The sequence below is a fragment of the Neobacillus sp. B24 genome, from assembly GCF_055381825.1.
On the sequence record NZ_AP035777.1, the window covers coordinates 1,904,235 to 1,927,675 of the forward strand.

Below are 23,441 nucleotides of genomic sequence, written 5' to 3' on the forward strand. Positions count from 1 at the left end.
TTTTTTAAGAATTGAATGATGAATGGTATACTTTAGGAATGAATCCGGGTAACGAGAAAGGAAGTACATAAATGGAGATGTTAAATCTCTCTTTGCCGGCAACCAATCGGTTTGCTTCAAGCTATTTGCAACAATCGGCAGAAGTCATGTCGTTTTTTCATTATCGTTTTAATGAAATGGACGAAGATAGAGAAAGACTTGCTGAACTTAAAAACAGGAGCTTTCCCCGTGAAAGTTTGGCTGATTATATCGAACGCTTTATGGAGCGTCTTCCGTGTACTGACGCAGTCAAGGCGTCAATCACTAAACTGAAACAACAGGACACCGCTGTCGTCATTGGTGGTCAACAGGCTGGCATTTTGACTGGACCACTTTACTCCATCCATAAAGTAATTTCAATCATAAAGTTAGCCCAAGAAAAGGAAAAACAGTTAGGCATTCCTGTTGTCCCTGTGTTTTGGATTGCTGGGGAAGATCATGATTTTCAAGAGGTTAATCATGTGTTTGTCCCGATGGCTGGAAAAATGGATAAATGGACGTATCCACAAAAGCTGGTTCAAAAGAAAATGGTATCAGATGTCGTGCTTGACAGCAGTATTTGCCTTGCTTGGGTTGAGAATCTGATTGAGAATTTCGGAGAAACTGAGCACACCAATGAACTTCTGGAATTTGCAAGAAGCCAAATCAACAAGTCCACTACTTTTGTTGATTTCTTTGCCAACATTATTATGGAACTGTTTAAAGACCACGGACTATTGCTGGTGGATTCGGGTGACCCTCGGTTCCGACTGCTGCAAAAGGAATTTTTCAACGAACAAATTGTTAACCATGAGGCTATAACGTTTTCTCTGCGTGAGCAGCAAAAGGAAATCGAAAATAATGGCTTCCCAATTACAATCGAAGGATCAGAACAAGCAGCCAACTTATTTTATTACGATCAAAAGCTGAACGAGCGAATTCTTCTTGAATTTGACCCGAAAACTGACCAGTTTGTGGGGAAAAGTGGCAGAGTTGCCTTTACAAAACAGGAATTGCTGGAGATTGCCACCGCTAATCCTGAAAAATTAAGTAATAATGTGGTGACAAGACCACTAATGCAAGAATGGCTTTTCCCGACGTTAGCCTTTATTGCTGGTCCAGGAGAAATTGCTTATTGGGCCGAACTAAAGCTTGTATTTGAACATTTTCAAATCAAGATGCCGCCGATTGTTCCGCGGCTAAATATTACTTTTCTCGACCGGTCAGTCGAAACAGATTTGACTGAATTGGGGTTAAATCTTGCCCATGTCTTGCAGAGAGGGTGCTCGCAGGAAAAACAACAATTTATCGATGGTATTAAAGATAAAGAAGTTGAAGCGTTATTTCATCAAGTTAAGGAACAGCTTTTGGGTCAATACCGGATGATTGAGGAAAAAACAAACGGGTTAGACACCGGGCTTGTTCCGTTGGTAAAGAAAAATGAAAAGATTGTTATGAAGGAAATAAACTTCATGGAGTCAAAGCTCCAGGAATCAGTCCGGCAAAAACACGATGTAGTATTAAACAAGTTTGCCCGTATCGACCTTGCCCTTAGACCTGATGGTTCTCCGCAGGAACGAGTGTGGAATGTATTTTATTATTTAAACCAATGTGGCTTGAATTTCATAAATGACCTGATGACATTAAATTTCGAGTTTGATGGCACACACAAGGTAATTAAGCTATAGAAAAACTTCACTATTGCAGTGGAGTTTTTCTTTTTTTATGCAAAAATTTAACAATAAAAAAGGATATTAAAGAATTTAAGACGAATAGATAAAAAATAGGTGGTGGAAAGTGGGGGATTGTGGTACATTTTTAATAGAAAGTGGGGGTAGTGGGTATGTTCATGGGTGAATACCATCATAACATCGATAATAAAGGCCGGATTATTGTGCCCTCCAAATTCCGTGATGATCTAGGTGACATGTTTATCATCACTAGGGGATTGGATCAATGTTTGTTTGGCTACCCATTATCGGAATGGCAGCTTATTGAGGAAAAGTTAAAAGGTCTGCCGCTGACAAAAAAAGATGCCCGCGCCTTTACAAGATTCTTCTTTTCAGGTGCAACAGAGAGTGAACTTGATAAACAAGGAAGAATTAATATCCCTGCACCACTTTTGCAATATGCAAAGTTGGAAAAAGAATGTGTAATCTTGGGTGTTTCCAATCGAATTGAAATTTGGAGCAAACAGATTTGGGAAGACTATTTTTCACAGTCTGAAGATTCTTTTGCGGAAATAGCAGAAAATATGATTGGCTTTGATATATAATGGATAAGTTATATTGATATATTTTCTGTAAGATTACATTTTTCGATTGATTGGAAAAGGTGGTACGTCATGTTTAAACATACAACTGTGTTATTAGAGGAAGCTGTAAATGGATTAAATATTAAGTCAGATGGAATTTACGTTGATTGCACTTTGGGTGGAGCCGGACACAGTTCTGTGATTCTTTCCAGACTCGGAGAAAATGGTAAATTGTATGCATTTGACCAGGATGAGACAGCCATCGCTAACGCCCGTGAAAAATTAGCCCAATATGGGGACCGCTTAACAATTATTAAAAGTAATTTTTTATATGTAAAAGAGGAGCTTGAAAAACTTGGGATTAAAAAAGTCGATGGTGTCTTGTACGACCTCGGCGTATCCTCCCCGCAGCTAGATACTCCTGAAAGAGGCTTTAGCTACCATCATGATGCACCACTAGACATGAGAATGGATCAGGATGCCGAAATCTCTGCGTACGATGTGATTAATCATTGGTCCTATGAAGATTTGGTTCGCATCTTTTTTCGATATGGCGAGGAGAAGTTCTCGAAGCAAATTGCCAGGAAGATTGAAGCTGCAAGAATGAAAAAGCCGATCGAGACGACAGCGGAATTGGTGGATTTAATTAAGGATGCCATTCCTGCACCAGCAAGGAGAAAAGGCGGACACCCTGCCAAGCGGGTATTTCAAGCGATCCGCATTGCCGTCAATGATGAACTGGGCGTGTTTGAAAAGTCCTTGCAGCAAGCGATTGAGTTGTTAAATCCAGGCGGACGAATTAGCTGCATTACCTTTCATTCGCTTGAAGATCGTATTTGTAAGGCAGCATTTAAAAAAGCGGGGGAAACACCAAATCTGCCGCCAGGGCTGCCAATCATTCCGGATGAGTACAAGCCAGTCATAAAAATTATTACTAGAAAACCAATTCTTCCTTCTGAGGAAGAGCTGGAACAGAACAATCGGGCACGCTCTGCAAAGCTAAGGATTGCAGAAAAAATATAGATTATAATTAAATTTTTATTCGGAGGGGAAAGAATGAGTAATCTTGCCAGGAATTTCGAGGAGCAGCAAAGGGTTGAACAAACAGTCCGTCACAGGAGCGAAATAAAGATAAGAAAATCCTGGCTGACTCCAGGAGAAAAAATTATTGGAGTAGCATTCGCCGGACTTATTTGTTTTGGTGCCGTTCACCTCATATCAAATCAGGCGCAAATTTATGAAATCAATCACGATATTCAGGCCGTTGAAACACAGGTTAAGGAACAGCAGAAGGTCAATAGCGATTTGGAAGTTCAAGTCAGTGAATTAAGCACGTACGAACGAATTTATGAAAAAGCCAAACAGATGGGTCTTGTTTTAAACGAAAATAACGTCAAGGTAGTGCAGGAGAGATGAACAAGAAACAGCCATATATGAATGCAGGAGCAGCGATATTGTTTGTAATATTCGGCCTGCTCTTTTTTGTCTTACTGGTTAGATATTTTTCCATCCAGATAAGCGGTGAGGTCGGAGGACAGCCTCTTGCTGCCAAGGCTCAGCAAAAATATAGCCGGGAAGGGACCCTTCAGGCTGCGAGAGGCAATATTTTGGACCGCAATGGTGAAGTGATTGCTGAGGATACAGCTGCATACAAACTTGTTGCTATCCTCGACAAAAAAATGACAACCGATGCAAAGAAACCGCGCCATGTTAAGAATCCGGAAAAAACCGCTAAAGAGCTTGCGAAATATATAAAAATGGATGAATCCGAGATTTATAGCATCTTAACGAAAAAAGGCAAGTTTCAGGTGGAATTCGGTAAAGCGGGGCGGGACATCACCCATGAAACAAAGCAAAAAATCGAAAAATTAAAATTACCCGGAATCGTTTTTATCCGTGATGCCAAACGTTTTTACCCAAATGGAATTTTTGCTTCTCATGTCGTGGGCTATGCCGACAGGATTGAACAGGAGGACAGCACTTATAAAACAGAGGGGAAAATGGGCGTTGAGGAAGCATTTAACAAAGAATTGACCGGAACAAATGGGAAAATCAATTATGAGAGTGATCTATGGGGGTACATTCTCCCTGACGGAAAGCAAAAAGTTACCCCAGCCCAAAATGGTGACGATATTTATTTAACGATTGATAAAAAGATTCAAACCTTTTTAGAGGATGCATTGGACAAGGCGGCGGCAGATTATAATCCCAAAAAAATCATTGCTATTGTTGCCGACCCGAAAACGGGTGATATTTTGGCGATGGGGCAGCGTCCGAGCTTTCATCCGACTACAAAGGAAGGCATTAAGGACAGTTGGCATAATGAAGCCATCGAAACATCTTTTGAACCAGGTTCGACGATGAAAATATTTACGCTAGCAGCAGCAGTTCAGGAAGGGGTCTTTAATCCGAATGAAGTTTATCAATCGGGTTCCTATCGGGTAACGGAGAGAAGTCAGGCAATCCATGACCATAATGGCTATGGCTGGGGGCCGATCACTTTCCTTGAAGGGGTGCAGCGGTCTTCAAACGTTGCCTTCGCAAAAATTGCCAATGAAAAACTTGGCTTTGAAAAATTCAGAGAATACTTGACTAAATTTGGGTTTGATAAACCAACCGGGATTGAATTACCTGATGAAACCAGCGGAAAGATCAGATATACTTACCCAATTGAAAAAATCACAACCGCCTATGGGCAGGGGACGGCCATTACGCCAATTCAACAAATTCAGGCGGCGACCGCTATCGCCAATAATGGAAAAATGGTAAGGCCTCATGTGATTAAGAAAATTATCGACCATGATTCAGGTGAAACGGTAAAGAAGACGGATGTTGAGGTTGTGTCTCAGCCTATTTCCGCCGATACCGCGAAGACTGTCCGTGAATATCTGGAAACAGTTGTAACCGCACCAAAAGGAACCGGAGGCCGTTATCGGATTGAGGGCTATAGTGTAGCCGGAAAAACGGGTACTGCCAATATCCCGGGACCTGGAGGCTACCTAAGAGGCGTTAACAATTATATGTTTTCATTTTTAGGAATGGCTCCAGCAGAGGACCCCAAGCTGATTGTGTATGTGGCTGTTCAACAGCCAGAGCTTGAGGGAGCCGACACTGGAATTGGTGCCATCCCTGTATCCGCTGTATTTAATCCGGTTATGCAAAATAGCCTGCACTATTTGAACATCCAGCCATCCGTTGTGGAAAAAACAGCCGTAAATAAGTTAGGAAAATGGACGGGGCACCAGGTAAATGATGTGGTCAAAACTTTATCAAATAAAGGAATTGAGGCGGTAGTACTTGGTAATGGAACCGAAATAACAGAGCAGCTCCCTAAAGCGGGGACCACCTTGTTGGAGGGGGAAAAGGTCATTCTGAAAACAAATGGGGAACTGACAGCTCCGGATATGACAGGCTGGTCGTTAAGGGATGTTATGAAGGTTGCCAAAATTACCGGGTTAAAACTGAATGCCAAGGGTAAAGGCTATGTAGTTCAGCAAAATATTAAACCGCAAGCCTTGCTGAATAATGGGGATTTCCTGATTGTTGATATGAAAACACCGGAGGAACAGTGGACCGATGAAAAAACGGCCGAAGACGAAGCAGTGAATACCGAAGGTGATAATACTGAAGTGGAAGTACAGGATTAGAAAAGAGGCCGCATGCCGCCTCTTTTTTTTTGCCTAATACCGGATGCGTTCTAACAGTGGTGGTACAAGCATATAAATAAACGATGAATCAAAGGAGGCTTGTCACTAAATATGCGCGTATCCAATGTTACCGTCCGTAAACGGTTATTAGTTGCACTAGTCGTAGGAATTCTCATTTTTTTGGTCATTGACGTTCGGCTTGGCTATGTACAGTTTGTCCTTGGTGATATGTTGACCGACCGAGCCAAGGATTCTTGGAGCCGAAATATACCATTTGAACCAGAGCGCGGGGAAATCGTCGACCGGAATGGAGTTGCATTAGCCACCAATATTAGTGCGCCGACCGTATGGGTTATACCAAGACAAATTAAGGACCCTGCGCGGACGGCGGAAAAGCTTGCAAGTGTGCTGAATATGTCCAAAGAAAAGGCCTATCGGGATATTACCAAAAAAGAGTCGATTGTCCGCATCAATGAAGGACGGAAAATCTCACACGAAAAGGCCAAGGCAATAAGGGCACTTGGTCTTGAAGGAGTTTATATCGGAGAGGATTCTAAACGTCATTACCCCTTTAACAGTTATCTATCGCATGTACTTGGGTTTGCCGGAGTGGACAACCAAGGGTTAATGGGTTTGGAAAAGTATTATGACAAGGAACTGAACGGTGAACGTGGCTCGGTTAAGTTCTATGCTAATGCCAAAGGCGAACGAATGAATGATATGGCGGATGATTATGAGCGCCCCGTAAAAGGACTTGAATTAAAACTGACGATTGATACCAAAATTCAAACGATAATGGAACGGGAATTGGATATTGCTGAGGCAAAATATAACCCGGACGGGCTAATCGCCATTGCTATGAATCCGAATAACGGAGAAATCTTGGGGATGTCAAGCCGGCCGACGTTTGACCCGACCAATTTTCGCAATGTCCCGCAGGAGGTTTATAACCGAAATCTTCCGGTATGGATGACCTACGAACCCGGATCGACCTTCAAGATAATCACCCTGGCGGCTGCGTTGAATGAAGGGAAAGTTGACTTGGAGAAAGAGCATTTCCATGATTCCGGATCTGTGCAAGTGGCCGGAGCAAGGTTAAAATGCTGGAAACGCGGCGGTCATGGCAGCCAGTCTTTCCTTGAGGTTGTCCAAAACTCATGCAACCCGGGCTTTGTGGAGTTAGGAGAACGGCTTGGGAAGGAGAAGCTGTTTAAATATATTAAGGACTTTGGATTTGGACAAAAAACCGGTATTGACCTTCAGGGAGAGGGTACAGGCATCCTATTTAATTTGGACAGGGTCGGTCCGGTGGAGCAGGCGACGACAGCATTTGGACAAGGCGTCTCGGTAACGCCAATACAGCAGGTAGCCGCTGTATCTGCTGCTGTAAATGGTGGAATTTTATATAAACCATATATTGCAAAAGAGTTAATTGACCCGATCACAAAAGAGGTCGTTATGAGAAATACCCCTGAGGAAAAGAGAAGAGTCGTTACCGAAGAAACTTCAAAAGAAATCCGTCATGCATTAGAAAGCGTTGTCGCCCAAGGAACGGGGGGGCGGGCGTTTGTAGATTCTTACCGAGTTGGCGGGAAGACAGGAACAGCGCAAAAGGCCGTAGGCGGACGTTATTTGGAAAATAACTTTATCGTTTCATTTATTGGTTTTGCACCGGCCGACGACCCGCAAATAGTCGTATATGTTGCCGTTGATAATCCAAAGGGAGTCACAGCGTTTGGGGGAACCGTCAGTGCGCCAATCGTAGGAAATATTATCAAGGATGGCTTAAGCGCCATGGGCGTGGCTCCAAGAAAAGGTCAAATCGAAAAAGAAATTAAATGGCCTGACACACCACCGATTGAATTGCCTGATTTTGTCGGTATGACAAAACAGGAACTTAATGAGCAGATGTTCAATTTGAGAGTTGATGCCAGCGGCGAGGGGGATATTGTTGTCAGACAGTCTCCAGCACCAGGGACAAAGGTAAAAGAGGGGTCAAAAATCAGACTTTATTTCAGTAAGGGAGATTAACAGGATAATCAATAAAAAGCTCGCCATTTTGGCGAGTTTTCTTTACAATTGACCATGGGCAAAATAGCAAAAAAACATTTTTTCATGTAAAATAAGATGGTACTTCTGCCGAATGAATTGTAATAGGTGAATTCTGGCAATTACATGTAAGGTATCTGAGAGGATTTGAGATTAACATGAAGCTACAAAGGCTCATTGAGCATTTGCATCTTTTAACCCCGTATATGGGAGAAAATCCGGACATTACCTCGATTGAAAATGATAATCGCAAGGTAACACCGGGAAGTTTATTTATTTGTATTAAGGGCTACACAGTAGACGGCCATGATTTTGCCGGGGCCGCTGTTCAAAATGGTGCTGTGGCAATTCTTGCTGAACGGCCGCTTCCACTGGATGTTCCGGTTATAATCGTTAACGACACAGCGAGAGCCATGGCTGTGCTTGGTGACGCTTTCTATGGGCAGCCTACCAGGAAGCTGCATTTAATTGGAATTACCGGTACAAACGGAAAAACAACGACAAGCCATATGATTGAAAAAATATTTTCTGATTATGGGCGCAAAACCGGTTTAATTGGAACGATGTATACCAAAATAGCCAATCAGACTTTCGAAACGAAAAATACTACTCCCGAAAGCCTGACGCTGCAAAAGACATTTGGACAAATGGTCAATGATGGAGTTGATACCTGTGTGATGGAAGTATCTTCACATGCCCTTGATTTGGGGCGGGTTCATGGGTGTGATTTTGATGTAGCGGTTTTCACCAATTTGACCCAAGACCATCTTGATTACCATAAAACGATGGAAGAATACAGACGGGCTAAAAGCCTTTTATTTGCCCAACTCGGAAATACTTATAATCATGAACGTCCCAAGTTTGCCGTATTAAATGCTGATGACCCTGCAACAACTGTTTTTAAACGATCAACAGCAGCATGTGTTATCACATATGGAATCGATTCCCCCGCCGATATTCAGGCGAAAAATATCAAGATGACGGCTTCGGGTACAGAATTTGATCTGATGATTGGGGAGGAGACACATTCGCTCCAAATTCAAATGATTGGTAAATTCAGTGTTTATAATACATTGGCGGCAATTGCTGCATCCATCGTGTCAGGTATAAAGGTGACCGATGTTATTAACTCGCTGGAAACTTTGCCAGGGGTGGCAGGGAGAATGGAACTTGTCCGTGCCGGCCAGGATTATACTGTAATAGTGGATTATGCGCATACTCCGGACAGCCTTGAAAATGTGTTAAAAACAATTCGGCATTTTGCCCAAAAAAGGATTTTTGTCATTGTTGGCTGCGGCGGTGACCGTGACCGAACAAAACGGCCATTAATGGCGCAAATAGCTTGCCAATATGGAACAAATCCAATATTCACCTCTGATAACCCAAGAAGCGAAGACCCAAATGCAATCATTAAGGAAATGGAAGCAGGGGTTCAGGGCGAAAATTATCAGGTTATTCAAGACCGCAGGGAAGCCATTCATTATGCCATCGGGCAGGCATCAACTGAAGATGTCATCTTAATTGCCGGGAAGGGCCATGAAACATACCAGATTATTGGCAGTGTTGTTCATGATTTTGATGATCGACTGGTTGCCGCGGAAGCAATTAAGGAGAGATAGGCATGCTGTTATGCTTTAACGATTTGGCCGATATTTTACCGGAAAAACAGGGAATAACTGTTGATATGGACTTTTATACGGTTAGCGATCGGGCTGATGAAAAACAACCAAAAGGATTGTATGTGCCCCTGGGAGAGGAATCCGGTGAGCTGTCAAACGCAATTGCCAATGGTGCCATTGCTGTTATTTGGGATAAATCCAAAGGGCTGCCACGGTATACACCGAATCATTTTCCCGTCTTTTTTACAAGGGATCCCCATGAGGCGATAATCAAACTAATTACGTGTTACTGTGAAAAATTAAATGGAGAACAAGATCGGGTTATGGAAATGACAAACTTTAAAATTTCAAATAAAAAGCTTCTTAATAAAAATAACGAAACATATGATATTGCTGTAATGCTAAAACAATTGAGAGAAATGCAAGAAAACAAAACTGAAAGGAGGGGATAATATGCTAGAGCAAGTTATATTTTTCACAATAATCATGGCTTTTCTCATCTCGGTCCTGCTTTCTCCAGTTTTTATTCCCTTCTTGCGAAGGTTGAAATTTGGACAAAGTATTCGGGAGGAAGGTCCCAAATCACATCAAAAGAAATCTGGTACACCAACAATGGGTGGTATCATGATTTTATTTTCCATTGTGATTACCACAATGGTCATGACGGGGAAATTTGCTGAACCAACCGTTAAAACTTACTTGCTGCTGTTGGTAACGCTGGGATTTGGCTTGCTCGGATTTTTGGATGATTTTATCAAGGTAGCTCTAAAGCGAAACCTTGGGTTAACTTCTAAACAAAAGCTGCTCGGACAAATCATTATTTCTGTTATTTTTTATTTGGTTTATAAACAAAATGATTTCTCTACTGAGATCGGTATTCCGTTTACCGACACGACCATCGATTTGGGCTGGTTTTTTGTTTTGTTCATTGTGTTCTGGCTTGTCGGCTTTTCTAATGCAGTTAATCTGACAGATGGGCTTGATGGCTTAGTTTCAGGTACCGCAGCGATAGCCTTTGGAGCCTTTGCTGTTCTAGCATGGAATCAATCACAGATGGAGATTGCGATTTTTTCTGTAGCGATAGTCGGAGCGGTGCTTGGGTTCTTGGTGTTTAATGCCCATCCGGCTAAAGTGTTTATGGGTGATACCGGATCGCTGGCATTAGGGGGAGCAATCGCGGCAATCTCAATCATGACAAAACTGGAAGTGCTGCTTTTGATTATTGGCGGCGTGTTTGTGATTGAAACCTTGTCGGTCATTCTTCAGGTTGCCTCCTTTAAAACTACCGGGAAACGGATCTTTAGAATGAGCCCATTGCATCATCATTATGAGTTGGTAGGCTGGTCGGAATGGCGGGTTGTCGTTACTTTTTGGAGCGTGGGCTTACTGTTAGCAGTTCTTGGAATCTATATAGAGGTGTGGTTGTAATTGAAGCAGATTAATTTGTACTGTCATAAAAAAATTCTTGTCCTTGGTTTGGCCAAAAGCGGTGTAACTGCGGCGGCTCTTTTACATAAGCTTGGAGCGTTTGTTACAGTTAACGACCAAAAACCGTTTTCGGAAAATCCTGAAGCTCAAGGGTTATTGGAACAAGGAATTAAAGTCATATGTGGTGAACATCCGGTCGAACTCTTAGATGAAGGGTTTGAACTAATTGTAAAAAATCCCGGGATACCTTATAACAACCCAATGATTGAAGGGGCAATGGAACGCGGAATCCCAGTCATAACTGAAGTGGAGCTTGCATACCAAATTTCAGAGGCACCATTTGTCGGAATTACCGGGACTAATGGGAAAACAACAACAACGACGCTTGTTTATGAAATGTTAAAAGCGGGTGAAAAACAGCCGTTGATTGCCGGTAATATTGGCACGGTAGCTTCAGGTGTTGCTCAAGAGGCAACTAGTGAAAATACGATTGTCATTGAATTATCATCCTTCCAGTTGATGGGGATCGAAACGTTTAATCCGAAAATCGCCATTATTACCAACCTTTATGATGCCCATTTGGATTATCATGGGACAAGAGAAGAATATAAGGCTGCAAAAGCAAACATTACAAAATACCAAACAGAGCAGGACTACTTAATTATCAATGCCGACCAGGAAGATACCATGGATATTGCCCGGCATTCCCGGGCTAAAATTATTCCTTTTTCAACAACTAGGGAACTTGTGGAAGGCGCTTATATCCGCGATGGCTGGATTTGCTTTAATGATGAACAAGTAATGGAAATCGCGCAAATTGCTCTTCCAGGCCGCCACAACCTTGAAAATATTCTATCCGCTATGGCAGCTGCGAAACTATCCGGCGCTCCAAACAGCGCAATTGTTGCCGTGCTTAAAACGTTTACTGGTGTCAGGCACCGTTTGCAGTATGTCGCAGATGTTAATGGCAGGAAGTTTTATAATGATTCAAAGGCTACGAATATATTGGCAACGATTAATGCGCTTGCCGCGTTTAATGCTCCGGTTATTTTATTGGCGGGCGGGCTTGATCGCGGAAATGAGTTTGACGAGCTAATTCCGTATTTGAAGAATGTAAAAGCGTTGATTACGTTTGGGCAAACAGCCCCTAAATTGGAGCGGGTAGGCAAGGAAGCGGGAATAAAACAACATCAGCGTGTCGATAATGTTGACAAGGCCGTACCTGTCGCATTTGAACTCTCTGAACCGGGTGATGTTATTTTGCTATCTCCTGCTTGTGCTAGTTGGGATCAATACAAAACTTTTGAAGTCAGAGGAGACATTTTTATCGAGGCGGTGCATAAGCTTAAGTAGGGGCTTGTCCCGCGGGAAGCAAAAATGCGGCGGTCACTTAAGCCCTAAAACTAGAAGCCTGAGGTGTATAGTGGTGCCGACAAAAAGAACAACTCCCGACTTTATTTTAATGATTGTAACATTTACACTGCTGACTGTTGGACTGATTATGGTTTATAGCGCCAGTGCGATATGGGCTGAATATAAATTTGAGGATTCCTTTTTCTTTGCCAAACGGCAAACCCTATTTGCAGGCGTTGGTGTGTTGGCGATGTTTTTTATCATGAACATAAATTATTGGACATGGCGAACCTGGTCCAAAACAATCTTAATTGTTTGTTTTGTGTTATTGATATTGGTGTTAATCCCAGGAATCGGAAACGTCCGCAACGGATCCCGCAGCTGGATTGGTGTGGGAGCCTTTTCAATCCAGCCGTCAGAGTTTATGAAACTGGCAATGATTGCGTTCTTGGCCAAATTCTTATCTGATAATCAGAAACTGATTACATCCTTTAAAAAAGGGCTGGTTCCATCCTTGGGGCTTGCATTTGTAGCCTTTGCCATGATTATGCTTCAGCCGGATTTAGGGACAGGAACAGTCATGATAGGCACCTGTGTTGTCATGATTTTTATCGCGGGGGCACGAGTTAGTCACTTTGTATTCCTGGGGCTCCTCGGTGTCGCCGGTTTTGTCGGCTTGATTGCTTCTGCTCCATATCGGATTAAGCGAATTACCTCGTTTTTGGACCCATGGTCCGACCCATTGGGAAGCGGGTTTCAAATTATTCAATCACTTTATGCAATTGGTCCTGGCGGGTTGTTTGGGCTTGGTCTAGGCGAGAGCAGGCAAAAGTTCTTCTACCTTCCGGAACCACAAACTGACTTTATCTTTGCGATTCTTTCGGAAGAATTAGGCTTTATCGGCGGCTCTTTTATCATCCTGTTATTTGCCCTATTACTATGGCGCGGTATCCGAATAGCCCTGGGCGCTCCCGATTTATATGGCAGCTTCCTCGCAGTTGGAATCATCGCCATGGTCGCAATTCAGGTCATGATTAATATTGGCGTTGTCACAGGGTTAATGCCTGTAACCGGTATTACCTTACCATTTTTAAGTTATGGCGGTTCTTCACTGACATTAATGTTAATGGCAATTGGAGTTCTTCTGAATATAAGCCGTTATTCGAGGTATTAACCACTGCCCTGTTTCTCTGACAGGGCCTTTTTGCGTGGAATATATGTGGAATATCTTGCATAATGGATTACAATTAGATAACATTATTTTTTCATTCGCTTTTTTTAAATAATTTTTGTAGTAGAATGTGTTTAGCAACAGTTTTGGGGTGAGAAGATGAAGATAGCCGTAAGCGGCGGGGGAACCGGCGGTCATATTTATCCGGCACTTGCACTTATTAGAGAGATACAGAAACGAGATAAAGATGCAAAATTTTTATACATAGGTACCTTAAATGGGTTGGAAAGTAAGATTGTTCCAAAAGAAAATATTCCTTTTACCTCTATTCATATTACAGGGTTTAAACGTAAACTTTCGTTTGAGAATGTAAAAACTGTCCTGAGATTTATCAAAGGCGTCAGGGATAGCAGGAAAATTTTAAAAGAGTTTAAACCTGATATTGTCGTAGGGACCGGAGGATACGTTTGTGGACCCGTTGTTTATGCGGCGGCTAAACTGGGGATACCGTCGATTATTCACGAGCAGAACAGTGTTCCGGGCCTGACGAATAAGTTCTTAAGCAGATATGTAAAAAGAATCGCTATTTGTTTTGATGAGGCTAAAGAGTTTTTTTCACAAGAAAAAGTCATTTTTACTGGAAACCCTAGGGCATCGGAGGTTTTGGGGCAAGACGGAATCAAGGGGCGGTTGTCGGTAGGACTTAGTACTACATTGCCTACTGTTTTAATATTTGGCGGCAGCCGTGGTGCTAGGCCGATCAATGAAGCGGTAATTAAATCGCTCCCTGAATTGGCCGGGAAACCCTATCAAGTTTTATATGTAACGGGCGATGTCCATTATGACGAGGTAAGCAAAGAGGTCGAGCTTGTCGGCAATCCTAAAAATGTCGTAATCAAACCATTTATTCATAATATGCCTGAGGTTCTTGCCGGAATGGATTTAGTCGTCTCAAGGGCAGGGGCGACCACACTGGCAGAAATTACGTCACTTGGAATCCCGAGTATCCTAATCCCGAGTCCGTATGTGACTAACAACCATCAGGAAAAAAATGCGAGTTCCTTGAGTGAACATGGTGCAGCCAAGGTTTTACTTGAAAAGGATTTAACCTGTAACAGCTTGGTGGCAAACATTGACAAAATCCTGTTAAATAGGGAAACACTTAAAGAAATGAAAGGTAATTCACAAAAAATAGGGGTCCCTGATTCAGCTGCAAGAATGTACAACATAATGAAGGAGCTTATTAGAGAAAAACAAAGGTAGCCCAATCGGAGTTTCAGCATAAACTAAAACTATACGCAAGTTTGGAAAGTAAGGTGATCACAAATGGACGTTATTATACAGGAACTAGAAAAGTTAAACATTGGTAAAGTTAAACAAAATGAACTTCTAGCTCATCATACGACCATTAAAATTGGCGGGCCGGCTGATCTTTTTATTGAACCGAGCACGGTAGAAAATTTAATCAAAACAATGGAGTTCATAAAAGCGCATAATTTAAATTGGCGGGCGATTGGCAGGGGGTCCAATCTGTTGGTTTCAGATAAAGGGATTGAAGGGGTCGTAATTAAACTAGGGGCAGGCATCAATCACCTTGAAGTTAATGGAACGGAAATTCTTGTCGGCGGCGGTTATTCACTTGTCAGTTTATCAACCGGGATCAGCAGGAAAGGACTTTCCGGTCTGGAATTTGCCAGCGGCATTCCAGGTTCAGTTGGCGGTGCTGTCTATATGAATGCCGGAGCACATGGATCGGATATAAGCAAGATTCTAACAAAGGCCCATATTTTATTTGAGGATGGAACGATGGAATGGCTGTCGAATGAAGAAATGGAGTTTTCTTACAGGACCTCTGTCCTGCAGAAGAAACGCCCTGGAATTGTTGTGGAAGCGGTGTTCCAGCTTGAAGAGGGTGACAAGGCTGCCATCGTGGAGAGAATGCAAAAAAACAAAGATTATCGCAAGGAAACGCAGCCATGGAATTACCCTTGTGCAGGCAGCATTTTCCGAAACCCACTGCCGAACTATGCAGGAAAATTAATTGAAGTAGCCGGTCTAAAAGGCTTCAGTATTGGGGGAGCAAAGATCTCCGAGCTTCATGGCAATTTCATTGTCAACGCTGGCAATGCCACTGCCGGGGATGTCCTTTCCTTAATCCAGCATGTTAAGGATACGATTTTCAGTTTATATCAAGTAAAAATGGAAACAGAAGTTGAAATTATCGGGAGAAAATAAGGGTTTAGCACTCGCCCTGCTGGGTTATGGGGTGGTGCTGAATTCCAAAATTTATCCTGTCAATTCATACAGAAATCCCTTACGAATGACAAATTTTGTGTTATAATAACTGATAATTAACAGATGGAAGAATACTGAAGAAAATGAATGACGGCATGAGCTTTCGTGCCGTTGTTTCGCTTTAATCGGGACATGTTTTTGTATGGATTTGGAAATCCCGCAGTATATTTGGAGGAAAGATGAATGGATAAGAGTAAGGTCGTGGCTTTAGAGGACCGAATTCCAAAATTAAAGGAGCAAAGACGTCGTAAAGCAAATAAACGGCTTATATTGCTGCTGTTCTTGTTTTTTACGATGATTGTCCTTATTGCTTATACGCAATCACCTCTAAGCCATGTAAAGAACATTTCAGTTATAGGTAATGAACTTTATTCTAGTACTGAAATTATCAAGCAAAGTGGTCTTTCTTCCAAAACAAATATATGGGAAGTCAGAAAAAGTACATTGTCTTCCAAATTACAAGAGCTTCCTGAAATTAACAGTATTGATGTGAAATTAAAATGGCCGAACAGTGTTGAAATACAAGTTAAAGAACACAGACGAATTGCCTACCTAAAAAAAGACAATGGGTTCCATCCTGTAATGGAGAACGGTCACATTTTAATGGATAAAGAAACAGACGGCATTCCTGCTAATGCTCCTATTCTATTTGATTTCAAAAAAGGCAAAGCCTTAAACGAACTGGTGAAAGGCATGGAGGCTCTTCCAATTGAGATATTAAACTCGATATCGGAGATTCATTATACGCCAAAGAAGGCAGATAAGTATCATATCTCGTTATTTATGAACGATGGATTTGAGGTTAGTGCCACATTAAGAACTTTCTCGGAAAAAATGGTCCATTATCCTTCGATTATCAGCCAATTAGATCCTAATAAAAAAGGGATAATTGATCTTGAGGTAGGTTCATATTTTAAGGCTTTCGAGACGGAAGTGGAGGAAACACAAGTTGAAGATTCTGAAGGTGAAGGGTAATCATGTTATTCTGTCCCTTGTCTGCCTCGTTCTGGGGTTTATCATGGCCTTTTCCTATCATTTAACGCAAATGGAGAATAAGGAGGAAAAGCCAAAGCTTTCAGACAATCAATACAAAAAAACGCTGGCACTCCGTGACCAGCTAATTGCCCAAGAAGAAATTAATCGAAACCTTCAGAAGGAATTGAACGAAAAACAGGAAAAAGTTCAAAAAAATGAAAAAGGGCTCGCGAAAGAGACGCAAGTTTTTCAAGAGCTTGCCGAGGAAACCGAAAAATACCGGATGTTCCTAGGAAAGGTGAAGGTTAAGGGCAAAGGGGTAAAGATTACGCTCTCCGACGGTGCTTACGATCCTAAGGAAGACAATGTAAATAACTATCTAGTTCATGAACATCATGTTTATAAAGTGGTCAATGAACTGTACATATCTGGAGCTGCAGCCGTTGCTATAAATGGTCAAAGACTTACGAGCCATTCCTATATTGTCTGTACCGGCCCGGTCATAACTGTCGATGGAACCCCGTACCCTGCACCATTTGAGATTACGGCAATTGGTGATCCGGACGTCCTATCCTCCTCAATAAACTTGACCGGGGGAGTAAAGGACCAGCTTGTAAATGACAACATTGTTTTTGCATTGGAAAAAGACAACGAATTAGTATTAAACCCGATTTTGGGAAACTGATAGCGTCCACAAGGATAATTTAAAAGGTTGGGTGAAAATAGTGGACAAGCCAAAATTGAAGATTAGTTTTTCCATCATTGCAGCTGTAGTAGGGTTTATGATTGCGATTCAATTTCAAACCGTGAAAAAACCAATTGAACGGGATACAAGAGACATATGGCAGCTCAGAGAAGCGCTGCTCAAAGAAAAGGAACTGCAATCAAAGCTGTTGATGGAGGTCCGTTCCATTGATGATAAACTGGCAGCCTATGAATCTACACGTACACAAAGTAAGGAACAAGCATTAAGAGATTCATTTCAGGAATTAAAAGTAGAGGCGGGGTTGACAAAGGTTTCCGGTCCAGGAATTACACTTGTGATTGAACCTGTTATAGAGGATATACAGCTAGGGAGCCCAAAAGCAAAAACTGTTTCCCCTGATTTGCTGCAAAGGTTGTTGAACGAACTGAATATGTATGATGCTAGATACACAGCAATTGATGGTCAGCGAATTATCAATACTTCTGTGATCCGGGATATTAATAATGTAACGAAAGTTGACGGCCATACGATTAAAGACCTGCCAATTGAGGTGAAAGTGGTCACAAATGATATAAGCAGTGCTGAAAAATTGTATAACCGGATGAAAGTATCGAAAGCCAGGGATGAATTTTTTACGGAAAGTTTAAGACTCAATATCTCCGCGCCAGATCACAATATTACGATACCGGCTTATGATAACCCGATTCGGATTCGTTATTTGGAGCCGGTTACAGAAGGGGGCGCTTCCTAATGTGGCTTCCAGTACTAGGATTAATTATTGGCATCATACTAGGGTTAATGACAGAAATACGAATCCCGGAGGAATATGCTAATTATTTGTCGATTGCTCTCTTGGCAGCGCTCGACACTTTATTTGGGGGAATTCGGGCTTATTTGCAAAATATTTATGATGAAAAGGTATTTGTTTCTGGTTTCTTTTTTAATATAATACTTGCTGCAAGTTTAGCTTTTCTCGGTGTCCATCTTGGTGTAGACTTGTATTTAGCAGCAGTATTTGCGTTTGGAGTTAGATTATTTCAAAATATTGCCGTAATCAGGCGAATATTATTGACAAAATGGACAACAAACAAAGAAAAAATAGAAAAAAGTTGAAATTTTTTAAAGGGAATCATTCAGTTATGACGAATAATCTTATAAGATATGATTATAAGAAATTCTATTAGACAAACTGAATTGTTGTTCGACATAAAGGGATATTAAAGGAGGTGCCAGAGAATGAACAGCAATGAAATATATGTAAGTCTTGACATCGGTACATCCAGTGTAAAAGTAATCATTGGTGAAATGGTCAATGACTCTGGAAAAGGCTCATTAAATATAATTGGTGTAGGTAATGTAGAATCTGAAGGCTTGCGAAAAGGATCCATTGTCGACATGGATGACACCGTTCATTCGATTAAGAGGGCAATTGAGCAGGCTGAGAGAATGGTAGGGATGGAGATTCACGAAGTTGTGGTCGGGATTCCAGGCCATAATGTCATGCTTCAGCCATGTCATGGAATTGTTGCCGTATCTGGTCAAAATCGCGAGATTACGAATGATGACGTCATTCGTGTGATTGAGGCAGCCTATGCGGGCTCAATTCCTCCTGAAAGAGTGAATATGGGAGTCATCCAAAGGCAATTTATCCTGGATGGGAAAGACGAAATCAACGACCCGCGCGGGATGATTGGTGTTCGCCTAGAAATGGAAGGGACACTCGTAACGGGTTCCAATTCCGTCCTGGCGAATATTATCCGTTGCGTCGAACGGGCAGGACTCAACTTTTCTGACATCATTCTACAGCCGCTTGCGGCCGGAGATTTTGCATTGTCAAGGGATGAAAAGAATCTTGGCGTTGCCCTGATTGATATTGGCGGGGGATCGACCACGATATCCGTATTTGAAGAGGGATATTTAAAAGCAACAAGTGTCATACCGGTTGGCGGTGATTTGATTACAAATGACCTTTCCAAGGTATTGCACACATCAACAGAGGATGCCGAGAATATTAAAGTGAAATATGGACATGCGTTTTACGACCATGCTTCAGAAGATGAGTTTTTTAGTGTACCTATTATTGGCAGCGATCAACATCAGCAATTCAATCAGCTTTATGTTTCTGAAATCATCGAAGCGAGGATGGAAGAAATCTTTGAATTAATCGCGAAAGAACTGAAACGATTAGGCGTCACCGACCTGCCTGGCGGTTTCGTGTTAACAGGTGGAACTGCCAATATGCAAGGGTTGTTAGAGCTTGCGCAGGATATGTTTAAGAATCCAGTCCGCATTGCACGTCCCGACTATATTGGTGTTAGAGAACCTCAATATACAACAGCAGTTGGCTTGATTAAATATGCTTACAAGAATGCTAGATTGCCAGGCAGCACGGCAAGCGCATCCACATCTGTATCTGAGCCAGTTGAAAAGAGGGCGCCAAAACAACACCAGCCTAAAACAAAAGTGGAAAAGCATCCAGATGAAAAAATGTCATCAAAGGTAAAAAAATTCCTTGGATACTTTTTCGAATAGCTTGAATCGAAAAGGAATATCGACGAATTAGGAGGATTTTTCATGTTAGAGTTTGATACAAATTTAGATTCTCTTGCCACAATAAAGGTAATCGGAGTCGGCGGCGGCGGAAATAATGCGGTAAATCGAATGATCGAGCACGGTGTTCAAGGGGTAGAATTCATTGCTGTAAATACCGATGCGCAAGCATTAAATCTGTCCAAGGCAGAAGTTAAAATGCAAATTGGCTCAAAATTAACCCGTGGTCTTGGCGCAGGTGCCAACCCAGAAGTGGGTAAAAAAGCGGCTGAAGAAAGCAAGGAACAACTTGAAGAAGCATTACGCGGGGCTGACATGGTGTTCGTCACTGCCGGTATGGGTGGCGGTACAGGTACAGGTGCAGCACCAGTTATTGCTCAAATTGCCCGCGATCTAGGAGCGTTAACTGTCGGTGTGGTAACCCGTCCATTTACGTTTGAAGGCAAAAAGCGTGCAACTCAAGCTTCCGGCGGAATTTCATCGATGAAGGAAGCTGTCGATACATTAATTGTGATTCCTAATGACCGTTTGCTTGAAATAGTCGACAAGAGCACACCAATGCTTGAGGCATTTCGCGAAGCGGACAATGTCCTGCGCCAAGGTGTATCAGGCATTTCCGATTTAATTGCGGTGCCAGGTCTTATTAACCTTGACTTTGCCGATGTTAAAACCATTATGTCCAATAAAGGTTCAGCATTAATGGGAATCGGTGTTTCTTCAGGTGAAAATCGTGCAACAGAGGCAGCTAAGAAAGCGATTAGTTCTCCTTTACTCGAAACCTCAATTGACGGGGCACAGGGTGTGTTAATGAATATTACAGGTGGAACGAACCTAAGCCTTTATGAAGTTCAGGAGGCTGCTGATATCGTTGCTTCTGCATCAGATCAGGAAGTTAATATGATTTTCGGTTCGGTTATCAATGAAAATCTGAAAGATGAGATTGTCGTAACCGTTATTGCCACTGGCTTTAAAGAAGAGGTTATCCAACAGAAGCCAACTCGTCCAACTTTCGGCCAAGTTAAACCTCAAGGTAACGCAATTAAAAGGGAACAAAAGCGTGAAGAGCCACAGCAGCAGGCACCACAGCAAGAGCCTGTACGCACTAACAACACGTATCAAGAAGATACACTGGACATCCCAACCTTCTTAAGAAATCGAAACAGAAGACGCTAATAAGTTGATAAATAGTAAAAGGGAAGGTACAGCTACTGTCTGTACCTTCCCTTTTTATATACTACTAAATACTGTATTTGTTAATAAAATACTAAATCATAGTCCATGCCACTGGTCTGTTGATGTGCGCTCCAGGCGCTTCGCTTTCCGCGGGCGTGCCGGGGAGCCACCTCGGCGCTAAAGCGCCTGCGGGGTCTCCCCAGCCCCTCACTCCCGCAGGAGTCTTTGCGCCTTCCGCGCAAATCAACAGAGATTGTATTAACTAATTATATCCACACTACGAAGGGTAAAAACGTAGGACCTCTTCTCATGACGTGCCTGAGGAAAAAATCCAGTTAAACGCGTTATGAAACCGTCTCTCATGACGTGCCCGAGGAAAAAATCCAGTCAAACGCGTTATGAACCGTCTCTCATGACGTGTCTGAGGAAAAAATCCAGTCAAACACGTTATGAAACCGTCTCTCATGACGTGTCTAAGGAAAAAACCTAGTCAAACACGTTATGAAACGTTCTCTCATGACGTGTCTGAGGGAAAAATCTAGTCAAACGCGTTATGAAACCGTCTCTCATGACGTGTCTGAGGAAAAAATCTAGTCAAACACGTTATGAAACCGTCTCTTATGACGTATCTGAGGAAAATATCCAACCAAACGTGTTATGAAGACCTCTTATATAACTTGTCTGAGGAAAAATTCCATTCCCATAGGTTAGATGAATGATTCATATGAAGTAAAAGGTGATTCACAAAAATAAATATGATCAAGTTACGAGGTGGAAAATCCTTGTATGATTCTTGTCATATTTAAACAGGCAGGAAAAAGAGTTTGTTGCCATACATTAGGTTGATTTACTCCCTGTTGATTGGAGCGGAAGGTGCGCAGACTCCTGCGGGAGTACGGGACAGGGGAGACCCCGCAGGCGCTCGCGCCGAGGGGCTCCCCGAACCGCCCGCGGAAAGCGAAGCACCTGGAGCGGAAATCAACAGGCCCATTAGCAGAAACAATGATTTATTATAGGATTAAAATCAAGTATAAAAATACTGAGAAAAATACTTTCCCGGCAATCAAAGGTACAACCAATCACTGGTTGTACCTTTTTATTTTAGAAAAATTTTACTGACAAAATACTGTTTAAATAGGGAAAATTTCTGATTTTTTGATTACACAAAGTGACACACTTCCGCCATGCAAGTACGTTATACTTTTCTCTAAACAGAATAATAGAAAGAGGCTTAATAAAGGAGGAAGCTTTCTTTGATTGTTTATTTGGATGTGATTTGGGCGCTTAATCTGCTCTTTGATAGTCTTCTCCTTTATTTAACAGGTATCATTCTAAAGAGAAGGGTCCGTTTGTGGAGAATCTTTGTCGGGGGATTTATTGGTTCATTGATTATTTTATTATCCTTCACGTCAATAAATGCTATTTCCGGCCATCCGCTCTCAAAACTGTTATTTTCTATCATTATGGTGTTGATTGCCTTCGGATATAAGCGATTATCATTTTTTATAAAGGCATTAATGACCTTTTATGTAGCCACATTTTTAATTGGCGGCGCTCTAATGGGGGTTCACTTTTTTATACAGTATGACCCTAAATTAACAATGGATGTTCTTAGGTCAAGTGTGATGGGATTTGGTGATCCAATCAGCTGGATGTTCGTTTTAATAGGGTTCCCCGTTGCCTGGCATTTTTCAAGGAAAAATATTGAATCAATGGAAATGACCAAAATCCAATATGATCAGATTGTGACCGTTACAGTAAAAATTGAGGGCGAAACATTAAGGTTGAAAGGACTAATCGACAGTGGCAATCAACTGTATGACCCATTATCGAAACAGCCAGTTATGTTTGTTTCCATTAAGGCTCAATTCGACTCCTTGTCTAAACCCATTCAACAATTGGCCAGCAACCCTGACCCGTTAGCAATCGGAAGTGATGAATTTCCTGAAGCTTGGCAGCATCGGATGAGAATTGTGCCCTATAAGGTGGTCGGCCAAGGGTCTCAGCTCATTGTCGCCGTCAAACCAGACAGTATCATGATTGAGCATCATGGCAGCCTTTATCTTTTTGAAAAGGGACTTGTATCCTTTACCATGCAGGAACTCTCGGCCGATGATACATTTCATTGTATCGTCCATCCGAAAATGCTTACAGGACCAAAGCAAGACAGTGGTTCCGTGAAGGTAAGTTAATAATACTATAC

Annotated in this window: 20 protein-coding genes; all 20 read left to right on the forward strand. The window is 42.1% G+C overall.

The window, feature by feature from the left end:
• The first annotated feature begins 71 nt into the window (after positions 1-71).
• The 20 genes from bshC (at position 72) to spoIIGA (ending at position 23,430) form a co-directional block, all read left to right on the forward strand.
• A complete protein-coding gene (bshC, locus tag ACZ43M_RS09585; protein WP_464507176.1) occupies positions 72-1,706 on the forward strand; it encodes a bacillithiol biosynthesis cysteine-adding enzyme BshC in 1,635 nt (544 codons plus the stop codon).
• Positions 1,707-1,861: 155 nt separating this feature from the next.
• Positions 1,862-2,293, forward strand: coding sequence for a division/cell wall cluster transcriptional repressor MraZ (mraZ, locus tag ACZ43M_RS09590; RefSeq protein WP_464507177.1), 432 nt, complete (start codon positions 1,862-1,864; stop codon positions 2,291-2,293).
• Between the two features lie 69 nt (positions 2,294-2,362).
• Positions 2,363-3,295, forward strand: a complete 933-nt coding sequence (gene rsmH / locus ACZ43M_RS09595) for a 16S rRNA (cytosine(1402)-N(4))-methyltransferase RsmH (protein ID WP_464507178.1) — start codon at positions 2,363-2,365, stop codon at positions 3,293-3,295.
• Between the two features lie 33 nt (positions 3,296-3,328).
• Positions 3,329-3,688 carry a cell division protein FtsL gene (gene ftsL, locus ACZ43M_RS09600; RefSeq protein ID WP_464507179.1) on the forward strand — a complete coding sequence of 120 codons (360 nt, stop codon included), beginning with the start codon at positions 3,329-3,331 and terminating at the stop codon, positions 3,686-3,688.
• Positions 3,685-5,919: a penicillin-binding protein gene (locus tag ACZ43M_RS09605; RefSeq protein ID WP_464507180.1), complete on the forward strand. Its 2,235-nt coding sequence runs from the start codon at positions 3,685-3,687 to the stop codon at positions 5,917-5,919. Before ftsL ends, ACZ43M_RS09605 begins: the two co-directional genes overlap by 4 nt.
• Before the next feature lie 111 nt (positions 5,920-6,030).
• Positions 6,031-7,950, forward strand: a complete 1,920-nt coding sequence (locus ACZ43M_RS09610) for a stage V sporulation protein D (RefSeq protein WP_464507181.1) — start codon at positions 6,031-6,033, stop codon at positions 7,948-7,950.
• A 176-nt stretch (positions 7,951-8,126) separates the two neighbouring features.
• The gene (locus ACZ43M_RS09615; RefSeq protein ID WP_464507182.1) at positions 8,127-9,587 is read left to right on the forward strand and encodes a UDP-N-acetylmuramoyl-L-alanyl-D-glutamate--2,6-diaminopimelate ligase; all 1,461 of its coding nucleotides are present in this window, start codon (positions 8,127-8,129) and stop codon (positions 9,585-9,587) included.
• A gap of 2 nt (positions 9,588-9,589) precedes the next feature.
• The gene (locus ACZ43M_RS09620) at positions 9,590-10,039 is read left to right on the forward strand and encodes a hypothetical protein (protein ID WP_464507183.1); all 450 of its coding nucleotides are present in this window, start codon (positions 9,590-9,592) and stop codon (positions 10,037-10,039) included.
• A gap of 1 nt (position 10,040) precedes the next feature.
• Complete coding sequence (gene mraY / locus ACZ43M_RS09625) at positions 10,041-11,015, forward strand: phospho-N-acetylmuramoyl-pentapeptide-transferase (protein ID WP_464507184.1); 975 nt, start codon at positions 10,041-10,043, stop codon at positions 11,013-11,015.
• On the forward strand, positions 11,016-12,368 hold the full coding sequence (murD, locus tag ACZ43M_RS09630) for a UDP-N-acetylmuramoyl-L-alanine--D-glutamate ligase (RefSeq protein ID WP_464507185.1): 1,353 nt from the start codon (positions 11,016-11,018) through the stop codon (positions 12,366-12,368).
• Between the two features lie 73 nt (positions 12,369-12,441).
• A complete protein-coding gene (gene spoVE / locus ACZ43M_RS09635; protein WP_464507186.1) occupies positions 12,442-13,542 on the forward strand; it encodes a stage V sporulation protein E in 1,101 nt (366 codons plus the stop codon).
• Positions 13,543-13,698: 156 nt separating this feature from the next.
• Positions 13,699-14,802 (forward strand): undecaprenyldiphospho-muramoylpentapeptide beta-N-acetylglucosaminyltransferase, encoded by a 1,104-nt coding sequence (gene murG, locus ACZ43M_RS09640; protein WP_464507187.1) that lies wholly within the window; start codon positions 13,699-13,701, stop codon positions 14,800-14,802.
• 63 nt (positions 14,803-14,865) lie between these two features.
• Positions 14,866-15,774 carry a UDP-N-acetylmuramate dehydrogenase gene (gene murB, locus ACZ43M_RS09645; RefSeq protein WP_464507188.1) on the forward strand — a complete coding sequence of 303 codons (909 nt, stop codon included), beginning with the start codon at positions 14,866-14,868 and terminating at the stop codon, positions 15,772-15,774.
• A gap of 243 nt (positions 15,775-16,017) precedes the next feature.
• On the forward strand, positions 16,018-16,809 hold the full coding sequence (locus ACZ43M_RS09650; protein ID WP_464507189.1) for a cell division protein FtsQ/DivIB: 792 nt from the start codon (positions 16,018-16,020) through the stop codon (positions 16,807-16,809).
• Positions 16,784-17,494: a DUF881 domain-containing protein gene (locus tag ACZ43M_RS09655; protein ID WP_464507190.1), complete on the forward strand. Its 711-nt coding sequence runs from the start codon at positions 16,784-16,786 to the stop codon at positions 17,492-17,494. The genes ACZ43M_RS09650 and ACZ43M_RS09655 overlap by 26 nt, the downstream gene beginning before the upstream one ends.
• A gap of 40 nt (positions 17,495-17,534) precedes the next feature.
• On the forward strand, positions 17,535-18,266 hold the full coding sequence (locus tag ACZ43M_RS09660) for a DUF881 domain-containing protein (RefSeq protein ID WP_464507191.1): 732 nt from the start codon (positions 17,535-17,537) through the stop codon (positions 18,264-18,266).
• On the forward strand, positions 18,266-18,628 hold the full coding sequence (locus ACZ43M_RS09665) for a small basic family protein (RefSeq protein WP_464507192.1): 363 nt from the start codon (positions 18,266-18,268) through the stop codon (positions 18,626-18,628). Before ACZ43M_RS09660 ends, ACZ43M_RS09665 begins: the two co-directional genes overlap by 1 nt.
• A 123-nt stretch (positions 18,629-18,751) precedes the next feature.
• On the forward strand, positions 18,752-20,047 hold the full coding sequence (gene ftsA / locus ACZ43M_RS09670) for a cell division protein FtsA (RefSeq protein ID WP_464507193.1): 1,296 nt from the start codon (positions 18,752-18,754) through the stop codon (positions 20,045-20,047).
• Between the two features lie 42 nt (positions 20,048-20,089).
• Positions 20,090-21,238 carry a cell division protein FtsZ gene (ftsZ, locus tag ACZ43M_RS09675; protein ID WP_464507194.1) on the forward strand — a complete coding sequence of 383 codons (1,149 nt, stop codon included), beginning with the start codon at positions 20,090-20,092 and terminating at the stop codon, positions 21,236-21,238.
• 1,253 nt (positions 21,239-22,491) lie between these two features.
• Positions 22,492-23,430 (forward strand): sigma-E processing peptidase SpoIIGA, encoded by a 939-nt coding sequence (gene spoIIGA / locus ACZ43M_RS09680; RefSeq protein ID WP_464507195.1) that lies wholly within the window; start codon positions 22,492-22,494, stop codon positions 23,428-23,430.
• Positions 23,431-23,441 lie beyond the last annotated feature (11 nt).

Coding starts and splice junctions, on each gene's coding strand:
- ftsZ (WP_464507194.1), top strand. CDS start 20,090: ATGTTAGAGTTTGATACAAATTTAGATTCTCTTGCCACAATAAAGGTA.
- mraY (WP_464507184.1), top strand. CDS start 10,041: ATGCTAGAGCAAGTTATATTTTTCACAATAATCATGGCTTTTCTCATC.
- murB (WP_464507188.1), top strand. CDS start 14,866: ATGGACGTTATTATACAGGAACTAGAAAAGTTAAACATTGGTAAAGTT.
- mraZ (WP_464507177.1), top strand. CDS start 1,862: ATGTTCATGGGTGAATACCATCATAACATCGATAATAAAGGCCGGATT.
- ACZ43M_RS09665 (WP_464507192.1), top strand. CDS start 18,266: ATGTGGCTTCCAGTACTAGGATTAATTATTGGCATCATACTAGGGTTA.
- ACZ43M_RS09650 (WP_464507189.1), top strand. CDS start 16,018: ATGGATAAGAGTAAGGTCGTGGCTTTAGAGGACCGAATTCCAAAATTA.
- ACZ43M_RS09615 (WP_464507182.1), top strand. CDS start 8,127: ATGAAGCTACAAAGGCTCATTGAGCATTTGCATCTTTTAACCCCGTAT.
- bshC (WP_464507176.1), top strand. CDS start 72: ATGGAGATGTTAAATCTCTCTTTGCCGGCAACCAATCGGTTTGCTTCA.
- ACZ43M_RS09620 (WP_464507183.1), top strand. CDS start 9,590: ATGCTGTTATGCTTTAACGATTTGGCCGATATTTTACCGGAAAAACAG.
- ftsA (WP_464507193.1), top strand. CDS start 18,752: ATGAACAGCAATGAAATATATGTAAGTCTTGACATCGGTACATCCAGT.
- ACZ43M_RS09605 (WP_464507180.1), top strand. CDS start 3,685: ATGAACAAGAAACAGCCATATATGAATGCAGGAGCAGCGATATTGTTT.
- murG (WP_464507187.1), top strand. CDS start 13,699: ATGAAGATAGCCGTAAGCGGCGGGGGAACCGGCGGTCATATTTATCCG.
- ftsL (WP_464507179.1), top strand. CDS start 3,329: ATGAGTAATCTTGCCAGGAATTTCGAGGAGCAGCAAAGGGTTGAACAA.
- rsmH (WP_464507178.1), top strand. CDS start 2,363: ATGTTTAAACATACAACTGTGTTATTAGAGGAAGCTGTAAATGGATTA.
- ACZ43M_RS09610 (WP_464507181.1), top strand. CDS start 6,031: ATGCGCGTATCCAATGTTACCGTCCGTAAACGGTTATTAGTTGCACTA.